Origin of the sequence: Xenorhabdus sp. Sc-CR9 (genome assembly GCF_963897815.1) — a bacterium.
In the GTDB taxonomy this organism is placed as follows: Bacteria; Pseudomonadota; Gammaproteobacteria; order Enterobacterales; family Enterobacteriaceae; genus Xenorhabdus.
This window is the reverse complement of the sequence record NZ_CAWQTY010000167.1, coordinates 107,415-120,877: the sequence shown is the minus strand read 5'-3', so window position 1 is coordinate 120,877 and position 13,463 is coordinate 107,415. Positions and strand designations below refer to the sequence as shown.

Genomic DNA, 13,463 nt, shown 5'->3' with positions numbered 1-13,463 from the left:
TTAATTAATTACGTATTTTCTTTGTGTTAGCGTCAATCGGCTCTTTTCCGAAAAGCAACTAATTCAGGCATAGCGATACGGCGATAGTCTTCTGTATTCAAAATGATAGAGCGTTCCAGACTGCCAGCATTAAATGCCAGTTCATCATAACGTTCGAATAAGTATGGTTCGGCAATCAGCTGCAAATCTGGATGGAAACTGAACGGAGGAATAGCTCCGAAAACACAGTATGTCAGTTCAGAAACTTCTTTCGGGCTTGCCAGCGATGCCCGGTTTCCTCCGACTTGCTTGGCAAGCATTGCAAGATCGGCTTGCTGGTCAGCAGGCAAGACAGCGAGAACATACTGTCGGTAGCCATGTCCTTTGACATGGCAGACTAAACCTTTCGCTCCTTGCCCTATGTGAGTCCCCCGTATTTTTGCTACCTCTTCTGAACGGCCACCAGTAGAGTGCTCTATAACGCGATAGCGGGCATTATGTGTATCTAGCAGGGCAGTAAGACGCTCGAATATGTTATTTTTTAGCAAAATTTTCTCCAACATAAACCAAAAGTAAAAGCAAATGCCATTTTTTGCTCTTACATAGGCAATTATTGATTCTGGTCAAAATGACTGAAATAAATAAGTGTCACATTGTAATTCAATTCTCTTACATCTAGATTTGAAATACTTCAGTAAAATCTAAGGAGTTCCAAATGGCAGCATCCACTTTTTTTATCCCGCCAGTGAATAAAATTGGTACGGGGTGTATGACTGAAGCCGTCGAGTTAATAAAAAATTATGGCTACAGACAGGCTTTAATTATCACTGACCGCGTGCTGAACGAGATTGGTGTTGTTGAAAAGGTTCAGACTTTACTGGCGGATGCAGGGATAAAAAGTGCGATTTATGATGGAACAAATCCAAATCCAACCACCATTAATGTTGAGGAAGGATTGAAAATCCTGCGTCAGAGTAACACTGATTGTGTAATCTCTTTAGGGGGTGGTTCATCGCATGATTGTGCAAAGGGTATCGCATTGGTAGCTACCAACGGTGGGGATATTCGTGACTATGAAGGGGTTGATCGTTCAGCAAAACCACAGTTGCCTCTGATTGCTATTAATACTACCGCAGGTACAGCGTCTGAGATGACACGTTTTTGTATCATTACGGATATTGAACGTCATATCAAAATGGCGATAGTGGATAAAAACGTTACACCTATTTTGTCAGTCAATGATTCTGCTTTAATGGCGGGAATGCCAAAAGGGTTGACAGCAGCAACGGGAATGGATGCACTGACTCATGCTATTGAAGCTTATGTTTCTACGGCGGCAAATCCTATCACTGATGCCTGTGCGTTGAAAGCGGTGACAATGATTAGTCACTATTTGCGCCGTGCCGTTGAAGATGGCAATGATATGGAAGCACGGAAAATATGGCTTATGCCCAGTTCTTAGCTGGAATGGCGTTCAATAATGCATCCTTGGGATACGTTCATGCGATGGCACATCAGTTAGGCGGATTTTACGATTTACCACATGGCGTCTGTAATGCGGTTTTACTGCCACATGTACAAAGATTTAATGCCAAAGTGTCTACGGCTCGCCTGAAAGAGATTGCGGCAGCGATGGGGGCTGAAGTCGCAGGTCTGAATGATGGGCAAGGCGCTGAAGTTTGTATCCAGACCATCAGTAAATTGGCCGCAGACGTTAATATTCCAGCAGGTTTGTCTGAATTGAATGTAAAAGAAGAAGACTTGCCAACATTGGCGACTAATGCTTTGAAAGATGCCTGTGGTTTCACTAATCCGGTTCAGGCTTCACATGAAGAAATTGTAGCTATCTTTAAGGCTGCAATGTAACTTACTGAGCAATGGTTTTAATCACCGAGTATTCAAGTAACACTGGTTACGATGGTTTTTTCTGGTAGGACGTATTTCCAAAAGTGTACAGATGCACTACACATATATGTTCTTCTTGTCAGAGCTACTATGGATTTACTCTGTACACTTGATGGAAATATTATCTTCCGCTATCACGCACTATATTTCACGTAATCTACATGATTCCGCGGTGAGGCGTTCAACTGAAATCCCTACACAACATTCTTCTTGCAAAAAGCTGATCAGGTTTTCCAAATGCTGATATTCAGGTATGCATACAATAGTACGACTGTGCTTCTCTTGACGGATCAATCCGACCTTCACCAGACGAGCGAGATGATGTGACAGAGTTGAAGCTGGAATCTCTAAGGCTTTCTGGATCTTCCCGACAGAGACTCCTTGATGGCCGGCTTTAACTAAATATCGAAATATGGCTAATCGGTGCGTGTTCCCTAGTTCAGCCAGGCTTTGTGCGACTTCTTCGTGTTTCATTCGGGTCTCTAAACAAAAATTTCTATGTTTCTAGAAATATAATTGACATTGATTGCAATGGCAATCTATCATCCACCAATAATTCCATATTACTAGAAATATAGATATTTGGAGAGTTAGAATGTCTTCTCAATTGCAAGAAACCCTAAACATGTTTGTCTTCCTTGCCATAGAATTATCAGCCTTATTCATTGGTGTGAGTTTATTGATAGGTCTTCTCCAGCGACATATACCTCCATCCAAGGTGGAAGCCTTACTGAGCGCTAACCGGAAAAGAGGATATTTTTTGGCTGCAGCTCTCGGATCTATTACTCCTTTCTGTAGTTGTTCGACTATTCCTATGTTGAAAGGGTTAATTCGTGCCAAAGCTGGTTTTGGCCCAATGATGGTATTTTTATTTTCCTCCCCTTTGTTGAATCCCATCATTGTTGTACTGTTTGTTGCTACTTTTGGTCTGACGTTAACAGCTATTTACGTACTATCTGCCCTTCTAGTCTCACTTGGAGCTGGGTGGTTGCTACAAGTATTGGGATTTGAACGTTATATACGCCGTGAAGTGGTGTCTGGTGGCGATGATTCTGGAAGTAATTGTGGAATTAAATCCACAATATCAAATAGTTGTTCATCAATAGCGACTTCCTGTTGTCCTGTTACTCAAACTACCACACAATCGACAAGTTGCTGTGATAGCCAAATTGTTAAAACTGATCGCCAAAAAAGTAAATACAGCGGTTTATGGCAGGAAGTTTGGTCAGATTTTAAGGGGGTACTACCGTATTTATTTATCGGTATTGCAATCGGCAGTGTTATCTATGGTTATATACCGACCAGCCTGCTAGAACAATATGCTGGCTCAGATAATCCTTTTGCTATCCCTGTTGCTGCTGTTATTGGCGTACCGCTATATATTCGTGCCGAAGCTTTGATACCCCTTTCAGCAGCTCTGATGGCGAAAGGAGTTGGTGCCGGAACAGTTCTGGCGTTAATTATTGGTGGTGCCGGTGCCAGCCTGACTGAGCTAATTTTATTACGCTCCCTATTTACATTTAAGCTCTTGGCCGCCTTTGTCGCTGTTATCTTTGCTATGGCAATGATCGCAGGTTACACGACTTTCCTGTTTTTCTGAATATTCCCTTAGATGACAAGCAAATAAACATATTGAGCCGAGAGGCCACTAGAGTCATATCTGGCCTGAAGTTGGATTTTATTAGAGGAATGGAATGATGAAAACCAAAGAACAAGAATTATCTCAGCGAGTTGAAAATGTACAGCACTACTATGGTACAACTCTTTCAAGTAAGGAAGATTTAGTAACTAATGTTTGCACTGTCGATGAATCACCTTCCGATGAGATAAAAGACATATTAAAGGCAGTTCACCCAGATGTGCAGAAGAGATTTTATGGCTGTGGGACTCCTTTTTCTCCTTTACTGGCTGGTTCAACTGTGTTGGATTTAGGCTGTGGTAGTGGGCGGGACTGCTTCATTTTATCTAAGTTGGTAGGGCAAGAAGGGCATGTTATTGGCATCGATACTACACTTGAACAAATTGAATTTGCCAAGAGTCACATTGAATATCATCGGGATGCCTATGGTTACAACGAAAGTAATGTACATTTTATACACGGTAATATTGAGTCCTTGGATCAACTCAATTTACCGTCGAATAGTGTCGATATCATAGTTTCCAATTGTGTCATTAATCTGGCCGCTGCAAAATTTAATGTGCTTCAGGGGATGTTTCAGTTACTTAAATCTGGCGGCGAAATTTATTTTGCTGATATTTTCTCCGATCGCAGGCTCTCATCGGCTTTAAAACATGATCCATTGTTGATTGGAGAATGTATTGGCGATGTGTTGTATTATGGCGATTTCGTGAAAGTCGCTCGTGATGCAGGCTTTCGGGATATACGGGTTGTTTCAAGTCATTTAAAAACCACCAACAACAAGCCCATTGAAGAAAAGTTGGGGGGTGCAAAACTGTATTCAATGACTCTCAGATTATTCAAGATTGATCTAGAGGATAGTTGTGAGGATTACGGTCAAGTTGCTATATACAAAGGTAATCTTCCCGGTGCTTCCATTCGCTTTATGCTTGATCAAGAACATGTATTTGAGACAGGCAAAGCGGTGCCGATATGCCGAAATACAGCAGATATCATTTGTAAAAGCCGATATTACAGCTTGTTTAGTGTGATTGGTGAAGGGCGCACACATTATGGGGTTTTTAATTGTGGAACCGCTTTGAACAATTTTTCAGCATCAAGTGAGGTTTCCATGTGTGTACCGAGTGGCTGTAGTTGCTAAGCACTGACAAAATCAGATACAAAAGGTTATCTCATAAGGTTGCAAGAGGCCACTCCGGATATAATTTAGTGAAGTGGCGGATACTTTGTGAATTTTGTCTGGCAATCTATTATTGTTGGTTAGATTGCCGTTCCTGCAATCGACGGATAATTTGACTGAGATCCAGTTCCTGATCTTGCAATAAAACCAGCAGATGATAAACCAAATCTGCGGCTTCGTTGGTTAACTCTTCTCTATCATTCACTGTGGCTGCCAGTGCTGTTTCTACACCTTCTTCACCTACCTTCTGAGCAATCCGTTTTGTTCCGCTTGCGTACAATCGAGCGGTATAAGAGCTGTCTGGAGAAGAGTTTTTTCGGCTTGCCAGTAGTTGTTCCAATTGATAAAGAAAACCCCAGTCAGTTTGTGCAGGGGCAAAGCAACTTTCAGTGCCATTATGGCAAGTTGGGCCAATAGGATCTACGAGAATAAGTAAGGTATCGTTGTCACAATCAGGATAGATGGCTACTAGATTGAGGAAATGACCTGAGCTTTCTCCTTTTGTCCATAACCGTTGCTTGGTACGGGAAAAAAAGGTCACTTTTCCAGAATCAAGTGTGACATTCAGTGCTTCCTGATTCATGTAACCCATCATCAATACTGATCCGGAAACGGCATGTTGAACGATAACAGGCATTAAGTTCTCTACTTTTTCCCAATCCAGTTTCTCGATTTCTTGTGTTGTGAATTGTTGTGTCAGCATGTTCTAACCTCGATACCTTGTGTAGCAAGATATTGTTTGAGTTCACTGATATTGATGATTTGTTTGTGAAAAACAGATGCAGCCAGAGCACCATCGACATTGGCAAATTTAAAAGCATCCAGAAAGTGTTCGGGTATTCCAGCTCCGCCAGAAGCGACCAGTGGCACAGAACAGATATCACGGACTCGTTTTAATTGTGTAAGGTCATAACCATTGCGGACACCATCCTGATTCATCATATTCAGGACGATTTCACCAGCTCCGCGTTGTTGAACTTCCTTGACCCAATCAAGTGTTTGCCTACCCGTGATAGTTGTACGTTGTTCATCTCCTGTAAATTGGTAAACTTGATAACTATTTGCTTTTTCATCAAACCAGCTATCAATTCCTACAACGACACATTGAACACCGTAGCGTTCAGCCAGACGGTTAATCAATTCCGGATCAGTCAGGGCGGGGGAGTTGATGGAAATTTTATCTGCACCGAATGATAAAATCTGGCCTGCCTCTTCAATAGTTTTAATGCCACCTGCTACGCAAAAAGGGATATCAATGACTTCAGCAACTTTCGCCACCCAGCTTTTATCCACTACGCGACCATCAGAAGAAGCGGTAATATCGTAAAATACCAATTCATCAGCACCTTCTTGAGCATAGCGTTGTGCGAGGGGAACAATATCACCAATAATTTCGTGATTACGGAATTGAACACCTTTGACGACGTGCCCATCACGGACATCAAGGCATGGAATTATGCGTTTTGCCAACATTGGATAGCCTCCGTCAGTGTGAATTTGCCTTCAAGCAATGCGCGCCCGACAATAACACCCGCTACGCCAGATGCAGGCAGAGGAGAGATATCGGTGAGGCTGCCAATACCTCCAGATGCTTGAAACTGGATTTGCGGGTACTGTTGGCTGATTTCCTGATAAAGTGTGATGTTGGAGCCGTTTAATGTGCCGTCACGGGAAATATCAGTACACAACACATGTTTTAATCCAACAGGAAGATATTGCTCAATGACATTTTCAAGCGTGGCATTGCTGTTTTCCTGCCAGCCGCTGATGGCAATTTGTTTAATTCCATCTTTACTTATGCGCGTATCCAGCGCCAGTACAATCGATTCAGCGCCGTAACGTTGAAACCATTGCATAACTAACTCAGGCTGTGTAATTGCAGTAGAACCCATAACAACTCGACTGGCACCGGCTTCAAGAAGTGCTTTGATATCATTTTCTGAGCGAATGCCTCCCCCGACTTGAATCGGAACGGTGACTCCCGCCAGCAGTTGTTTCAAAAGTGTAATCTGGCGATTGGCTGGATCTTTTGCTCCGGTGAGATCCACCAAATGCAGTAAGTTAGCACCTTCCTGTTCATATTGTTGCAAACAAGAGAGGGGGGAATTGCCATAATCCCGGCGCTGGTTGTAATCTCCCTGATGCAAACGCACCACATTACCGTCAATTAAATCTAATGCAGGTATAATCATGTGCTTACATCCCCAAAAAGTTTTTCAATAATTGTGCACCCACTGCGCCAGAGCGTTCAGGATGGAATTGCACACCAAAGAAATTATCTTTCGCAATGGCACTGCTAAATGTGTTGCCATATTCCGTTTGAGCAATCGTATATTCACCAACAGGCACGGCATAACTGTGAACAAAATAGAAACGGGCATTGTCTGCAATGTGCTGAAATAGAGGGTGTTTTTTCTGTGCCTTCACTTGGTTCCAACCCATGTGTGGCAATGGCAAACCGGTGGTTGCCATTTTTTCGACAGGAGCATCAATTAATTTCAGCAGTGGGGTGTTATCACTTTCTTCACTGACCGAAGCTAATAATTGCATACCGAGGCAAATACCCAATACGGGTTGGGAAAGTGAGTTAATCAAGGGAATTAATTGGCGTTGTTCGAGTTGCTCCATTGCAGCTCTGGCTGTTCCTACTCCCGGCAACAGTAGTTTATCCGCTGAACACACAATGTCTGTGTCCAAACTAACAATCGGTTGATAACCTAATCGCTGAACTGCATAGGTAACAGAAGCAAGGTTGGCACAGCCTGTATCCAGAATAACAACGTTCATCATGGCTTCCTTTTAAGCATTGCCTTACAAAACACCTTTGGAACTTGGCAAAGTGTCACCTTCTACACGAATGGCTTGGCGTAATGTCCGACCGAAGACTTTGAACAGGCTTTCTGCCCGATGATGGTCATTCTTTCCTTTAGTTTTCAGGTGCAAGGTGCATCCCATCGTGTAAGAAAGGGAGCGGAAGAAGTGTTCAATCATCTCTGTACTTAAATCTCCGACGCGCTGATGTTTAAATTCGGCTTTATATTCTAGATGTGGGCGACCGGAAATATCTAAGGCACAGCGAGCAAGGCATTCATCCATTGGCAGCGTGAAGCCAAAGCGGGTAATACCGCGTTTATTCCCCAATGCTAGCTTCAGGGCCTCACCCAGCACCAAACCTGTATCTTCAACGGTGTGATGATCGTCAATATAAAGGTCACCTTTGACTTGTATGTTCATGCGGAAGCTACCGTGAGTTGCGATCTGATCCAGCATATGATCAAAGAAACCAACACCTGTATTGATGCGGTTTTCACCTTCACGATCCAGCCAAACTGCAATATCAATGATCGTTTCTTTGGTTTTTCGTTCAACATGGGCGTGGCGATCTTTGTTTGGCTGTTTTTCACAGAGAAGTTTTTCACAGATAGCTGACCAGCCCAGTGATTCTGGCTGATAGCGAATACCTTGAATCCTCATGTTTTGTGCTAATTGCAGATCGGTTTCCCGATCACCGATGACATAACTGTTTTCGGTATCCATGACATCTTTTGCCAGATATTTTTCTACCAAGCCGAGTTTTGGCTTACGGCAATTACAGTTATCTTCGGGTTTGTGCGGGCAGATCAATATTTCTTCAAAACGGATGCCTTGTGAGGTGAAAATTTGCATCATAAGGGCATGCGGAGGTTCAAAATCAGCTTGTGGGAAACTGGTGGTGCCCAATCCATCCTGATTAGTGATCATGACCAGTTTGTATCCTGCTGTTTGCAGGGATAGCAGAGCGGGAATAACTTCTGCTTCGAATGCCAGTTTATCAAGGCGATCAACTTGATAATCATTGGATGGTTCAGTGATCAACGTTCCATCGCGGTCAATAAAAAGTAGTCTCTGTCTCATGGATTCTCAGTTTCCTTGATTTGTTGAGTTTGGCTGGAAAGCACATTGATGGCATTGATCAACTGTTCACATTCATTTCGGCTGCCAATAGTGATACGAAGACAATTATCTAATCCCGGTTGTTTGCGTTGATCACGTAATATAATCCCTTGATCCCATAGGGTCTTGAATACCATTTCTGCATCAGTAAATTTCACCAGAATATAATTAGTTTCACTGGGAAATACGTTTTCAACCAGTTCTATTTTAGTCAGTTCTCGCTCAAGATAAGACCGATTGTTCACAATTTCCGCTACTCGGTTTCTCATCAAACAAATGCCAGTTTCTGTCAGTGCTTGTGCTGCGATATCTGCGACAGGTGTCGCAATTGGATAAGGGGCAATCACTTTTAATATCAGCGTGATGATATCGGCAGATGCCAACGTAAATCCACAGCGCAATCCCGCCAAAGCAAAAGCTTTCGAGAGGGTTCGCAAAATGACTAAGTGAGGGTAGTCTTGCAGCCAATGGGTGATAGTATGTTGCGGACAAAATTCGATGTAGGCTTCATCGATGGCAACAATGGCACGATTGCGGGAGAGTTCAATAATCTGGCGTAATGCTGCGGGATCGATCAGGTTACCTGTGGGATTGTTGGGGCTACAAATATAGATAAGTTTGACGCGATCAAGATTATTTTCGATAGCGGTAATGTCGGGTTGCCAGTTAGCGCTGACAGGGATTTTTTTCTGTTCTACGCCAAAAGATTCCGCGCTAACACTGTACATGCCATAGGTTGGGGGGCAAAACAGGACGGCATCACGCCCCGGCTCGCAAAAAACACGGAGCAGCAATTCGATGGACTCATCGGCACCACGGCTGACAAGAACTTGCTCAGGTGTAAGGCCGACATAATTTGCATAACGTTGAATGACTGTTGTCGGCTGACTTTCAGGATAGCGATTCAGTGTGTTTTCGGTAAGTTGGTAATCGGTCGCTATCGGATATTCATTCGCATTTAACCAAATATTACCATTACCGCCTAAGCGTCGAGCTGACATGTAAGGAACTAAGTTACGAACATTTTCTCTTGCCAATGAATTGATATCAAACACTGTATTCATGATTGATCCTTAGCTTTGTGATTCTGATTTTGTGTTATTCAAGGCTGCCATGCGTAATGTAACGGCATTTTTGTGGGCGATAAGTTGTTCTGCCTGCGCCAGTGTTTCAATGGTTGGAGCGAGGTTTATCAAACCCTGCGGTGTAATTCGTTGAACTGTCATTCTTTTTAGAAAGTCAGCCAGTCCTAAACCGGAATAGGTTGAAGTATAGCCATAGGTGGGCAGAACGTGATTAGTACCGGAAGCGTAATCTCCTGCGGATTCAGGTGACCAATCACCAAGGAAAATGGAGCCAGCGCTGGTAATTTGTTCTACTAATTGCTCAGGCTGGCGGGTTTGAATAATCAAATGTTCCGGGCCGTATTGGTTGCTGATCTCCACACATTGGGTGAGATTTTCAGCAATAATGATCCGACTGGCTTGCAGCGCTTGAGTTGCAATTTGCTGGCGTGGTAATGCGTTAAGCTGGATTTCAATTTCACCAATCACTTGCCTGGCAAAGGTTTCATCAGGTGTTACCAGTATGACTTGAGAATAGGGACCGTGTTCGGCTTGGGAAAGTAGGTCAGCCGCAGTAAAGATGGGATTGGCTCCGCTATCCGCGATGACCAATACTTCAGATGGGCCTGCGGGCATGTCAATTGTCGCACCATCAATGCATTGACTCACCTGACGTTTGGCTTCTGTGACCCATGTATTGCCGGGGCCAAAAATTTTGTCCACTTTAGGAACAGATTCAGTTCCAAAGGCCATTGCAGCAATGGCTTGCGCGCCTCCAATGTTGAAAATCTCGTTGATCCCGCATAGCTGTGCAGCATAAAGAATTTCATCGGCAATGGGTGGTGGAGAGCAGAGGATGACTTTACGGCATCCCGCAATATTGGCTGGTATACCAAGCATAAGTACTGTGGAAGGCAAGGGCGCAGAGCCACCGGGAATATAGAGACCAACTGAATCTATTGGGCGAGTGATTTGCTGGCAACGAACGCCCGGTAATGTTTCAACATCAATTTCTTCTGGTTTTTGTGCTTCATGGAATCGGCGGATATTGTTCATCGCCTGCTGTATCGCCTGCTTAATCTCTGGTGTCAGGCGGCTGGCGGCTGCATCTACTTCATTGGCTGCAATTTGGATAGTCTCAACGGCTATTTTATCGAAGCGTTGGTTGAATTCCCGCAATGACTGATCACCACGTGCCTTTACCGTTTCCAGAATCTGTTTAACAGTATATGAAATATCTTCAGATGCAGCGACAGCAGGGCGTGTCAGCAAAATTTTTTGTTGCTCTTGCGTACATTCTTGCCAGCGAATGATGGTCTTGAAATTAGTGTTCATCAAAGTTACTCCATCATTTTTTCGATTGGCAGAACTAAAATGGAACTGGCACCCAATGATTTGAGTTTTTCCATCGTTTCCCAAAAAAGTGTTTCACTACTGACCATATGCATAGCAACACGATTTTGTGCGCCAGCCAGTGGCAAAATGGTGGGGCGTTCAGCTCCCGGCAGCAGGGAAATAATCTCTTCGAGCTTATCACTGGGTGCATGTAGCATGATGTATTTGGATTCTCGTGCCTGAATGACACCCTGAATGCGGATCATCAATTTGTCGATAAGCTGTTGTTTGTCTTCTGGCACCTTTCCATCACGTTGGATCAGACAGGCTTTTGAACGATAGATGACTTCCACTTCCCGCAAGCCATTGGCTTCCAGTGTTGCGCCTGTTGAGACTAAATCGCAGATAGCATCTGCCAGCCCAGCACGAGGAGCAACTTCGACAGAACCATTGAGGAGGCAGGATTTGAAACGTATACCTTTTTGATCGAGATAACGTTTCAATAAGTGAGGGTAAGATGTAGCGATACGGGAATTTTGCAGGCATTCTACACCGGTATAGTCGCAGTCGAAGGGCGCGGCAAGGGAGAGACGGCAGTCGCCGAAATCGAGACGGTGTAAGGTTGAATAACGGGGATCTTCTCCTTGTGCCCGACGTGTCAGTAATTCTTCTTCAAGAACATTTTCACCGATAATACCTAAATCGACAACACCATCCATGATAAGGCCGGGAATATCGTCATCGCGGACGCGCAAGATATCAATGGGCATATTTTCTGCAAATGCGATCAGGCGTTGCTGTTGCAAATTAATTTTAATACCACAGCGTGCAAGTAACGCCCGTGAATCATCACTAAGGCGACCTGATTTTTGAATGGCTATCCGTAAGCGTGTTTTATCTAACATGTTGTGTTTTACCCTATCTCAATTTTCGGTCGTATAAATCAGAAATAAAAAACCCCCGGAAGATCTTCCGAGGGTTTTTGTTTGTATTCATACCACCGGAAGACGGGTTAAATGTCTTCCAGCACACAGAAGCCTGAAAGACTAGTCAGGATGATGGTGATGATGGTTAAATTGAATACGGTTCATAATATGTAAGCTCTCTGTCTGCTTTTTTGAGTTTAATTCTACGTTCGGCACTGCTTTCAAAAAGATGAATTGTGCGTTAAATAATGCTGTTTACAGTGCCTATAATGAAAACTCTGTTTGCGAATAAGCGTGTGGTTGCCTGTTGTTTAACCTATACGATTTTATGTATAAAAAGCAAACTTTTTTTGGGAAAGGTATTTATTATGATCTAATTATTTGTTTTTTATACTGAATGTGTGTTGTTGTCATTAGGGCGCTATATGAGTAATGTTAGCTATGTTTCTGGAGGATTTATTCTCAGGACGTAAATGACACGTAATTGGAGTCTATGAATATACCTGTCTAATAATCAAAATAATATCATTTTTAAGAAAATTATGGTTTTCGGATGAGATGGTATTTTTGAGAGGAGCATAATACTTGGGGGAAGCATAGTACTTGAGGAAAGCATAGTACTTGAGGAAAGCATAGTACTTGGATGAGTCATAGCTTTTTGGAGGGTGGAGTGAGAAAAGTTTCCATTATCGGATTGGGTTGGTTAGGTATGCCACTGGCGCAAGCGCTACAAAGCAGGGGCATGCAAGTTGTTGGCAGTAAAACAACACCAGATGGCGTTGAAGCTGCATGTATGTGTGGTATAGATTGTTATCTATTGAACTTGAACCCCCAGATTATTTGTGAAGCGGATAATCTCGATCAATTGATGTCCGTCGATGTGTTGGTTTTGACGCTACCCGTTAGTGGTGTTGCTGGTGGCGGGGAAGGGTACGTTAAAGCAGTGCAGCTGGTTGTTGATACAGCACTTTCTTATTCGGTTCCCCGGATTATTTTCACTAGTTCAACCTCAGTTTATGGTTCGGCTGTTGGTTATCTCAATGAAGATGAGTCCTTTTCCCCTGAAACACGATCTGCAAGGGCATTGGTTGAATTGGAAAATTGGCTGCATCAACTACCCAATACATCGGTTGATGTATTACGTTTGGCTGGTTTAGTAGGCAATGGGCGTCATGCAGGGCGTTTTCTCTCTGGGCGTAAGGCTGTTGAAGGTGGGGATAATGTGGTTAATCTGGTTCATCAGGATGATGTTATTTCTGCCATTAAACTTCTTATCCAACAACCGGAAGGTGGGCATATCTATAACTTGTGTGCACCAATACACCCTAAAAAATCAGAATATTATCCATTGGTCAGCCGTCAACTCGATTTGGTGCCACCGGAATTTTTACAATCAGAAGATAAAAATATTGAAAGTAAGATAATTGATGGTAGCCGTATCTGTCGGGAACTGGGATTTGTGTATCAGTTTCCAGATCCCGGTAGAATGCCAATGACTTAAT

Annotated in this window: 13 protein-coding genes, 1 pseudogene and 1 other annotated feature; of the genes and pseudogenes, 4 read left to right on the top strand and 10 right to left on the bottom strand. The window is 43.3% G+C overall.

Annotation, left to right across the window (positions count from 1 at the left end):
* Positions 1-32: 32 nt before the first annotated feature.
* Positions 33-542: a YbaK/prolyl-tRNA synthetase associated domain-containing protein gene (locus AACQ81_RS08695; RefSeq protein ID WP_237385308.1), complete on the bottom strand. Its 510-nt coding sequence runs from the start codon at positions 540-542 to the stop codon at positions 33-35.
* A gap of 152 nt (positions 543-694) precedes the next feature.
* On the opposite strand from AACQ81_RS08695, the pseudogene yiaY reads away from it, so the two are divergent.
* Positions 695-1,845 (top strand): annotated as a pseudogene (gene yiaY / locus AACQ81_RS08690) (L-threonine dehydrogenase).
* 180 nt (positions 1,846-2,025) lie between these two features.
* Here the strand turns inward: yiaY and AACQ81_RS08685 are convergent.
* The gene (locus AACQ81_RS08685; protein WP_237385307.1) at positions 2,026-2,358 is read right to left on the bottom strand and encodes an ArsR/SmtB family transcription factor; all 333 of its coding nucleotides are present in this window, start codon (positions 2,356-2,358) and stop codon (positions 2,026-2,028) included.
* 121 nt (positions 2,359-2,479) lie between these two features.
* Here AACQ81_RS08685 and AACQ81_RS08680 point away from each other — a divergent pair, with 121 nt between their 5' ends.
* Together AACQ81_RS08680 and AACQ81_RS08675 are read left to right on the top strand one after the other, a co-directional pair.
* Positions 2,480-3,484 (top strand): permease, encoded by a 1,005-nt coding sequence (locus tag AACQ81_RS08680; protein ID WP_237385306.1) that lies wholly within the window; start codon positions 2,480-2,482, stop codon positions 3,482-3,484.
* A gap of 94 nt (positions 3,485-3,578) precedes the next feature.
* Positions 3,579-4,664, top strand: coding sequence for a methyltransferase domain-containing protein (locus AACQ81_RS08675; RefSeq protein WP_339353441.1), 1,086 nt, complete (start codon positions 3,579-3,581; stop codon positions 4,662-4,664).
* A gap of 109 nt (positions 4,665-4,773) precedes the next feature.
* Here AACQ81_RS08675 and hisIE read toward each other — a convergent pair whose 3' ends face one another.
* Genes hisIE through hisG form a run of 8 tightly spaced genes read right to left on the bottom strand, consistent with a single transcriptional unit; the run spans position 4,774 to position 11,940 of the window.
* Complete coding sequence (gene hisIE / locus AACQ81_RS08670; protein WP_237385304.1) at positions 4,774-5,406, bottom strand: bifunctional phosphoribosyl-AMP cyclohydrolase/phosphoribosyl-ATP diphosphatase HisIE; 633 nt, start codon at positions 5,404-5,406, stop codon at positions 4,774-4,776.
* The gene (hisF, locus tag AACQ81_RS08665; RefSeq protein ID WP_237385303.1) at positions 5,400-6,176 is read right to left on the bottom strand and encodes an imidazole glycerol phosphate synthase subunit HisF; all 777 of its coding nucleotides are present in this window, start codon (positions 6,174-6,176) and stop codon (positions 5,400-5,402) included. The genes hisIE and hisF overlap by 7 nt, the downstream gene beginning before the upstream one ends.
* Entirely contained in the window at positions 6,158-6,895 is a 738-nt protein-coding gene (hisA, locus tag AACQ81_RS08660) for a 1-(5-phosphoribosyl)-5-[(5-phosphoribosylamino)methylideneamino]imidazole-4-carboxamide isomerase (protein ID WP_237385302.1), read from the bottom strand. The genes hisF and hisA overlap by 19 nt, the downstream gene beginning before the upstream one ends.
* 4 nt (positions 6,896-6,899) lie before the next feature.
* Positions 6,900-7,490: an imidazole glycerol phosphate synthase subunit HisH gene (hisH, locus tag AACQ81_RS08655; protein ID WP_237385301.1), complete on the bottom strand. Its 591-nt coding sequence runs from the start codon at positions 7,488-7,490 to the stop codon at positions 6,900-6,902.
* Between the two features lie 24 nt (positions 7,491-7,514).
* Positions 7,515-8,597 (bottom strand): bifunctional histidinol-phosphatase/imidazoleglycerol-phosphate dehydratase HisB, encoded by a 1,083-nt coding sequence (gene hisB, locus AACQ81_RS08650; protein ID WP_237385300.1) that lies wholly within the window; start codon positions 8,595-8,597, stop codon positions 7,515-7,517.
* Positions 8,594-9,700 carry a histidinol-phosphate transaminase gene (gene hisC, locus AACQ81_RS08645; protein WP_237385299.1) on the bottom strand — a complete coding sequence of 369 codons (1,107 nt, stop codon included), beginning with the start codon at positions 9,698-9,700 and terminating at the stop codon, positions 8,594-8,596. Before hisC ends, hisB begins: the two co-directional genes overlap by 4 nt.
* A gap of 9 nt (positions 9,701-9,709) precedes the next feature.
* The gene (hisD, locus tag AACQ81_RS08640) at positions 9,710-11,038 is read right to left on the bottom strand and encodes a histidinol dehydrogenase (RefSeq protein ID WP_237385298.1); all 1,329 of its coding nucleotides are present in this window, start codon (positions 11,036-11,038) and stop codon (positions 9,710-9,712) included.
* A gap of 2 nt (positions 11,039-11,040) precedes the next feature.
* Complete coding sequence (hisG, locus tag AACQ81_RS08635; RefSeq protein ID WP_237385297.1) at positions 11,041-11,940, bottom strand: ATP phosphoribosyltransferase; 900 nt, start codon at positions 11,938-11,940, stop codon at positions 11,041-11,043.
* 43 nt (positions 11,941-11,983) lie between these two features.
* Positions 11,984-12,106: a sequence feature (His leader region), on the bottom strand.
* A gap of 525 nt (positions 12,107-12,631) precedes the next feature.
* Between hisG and AACQ81_RS08630 the strand changes: the two genes are divergently transcribed.
* Positions 12,632-13,462, top strand: a complete 831-nt coding sequence (locus AACQ81_RS08630) for an SDR family oxidoreductase (RefSeq protein ID WP_237385296.1) — start codon at positions 12,632-12,634, stop codon at positions 13,460-13,462.
* Position 13,463 lies beyond the last annotated feature (1 nt).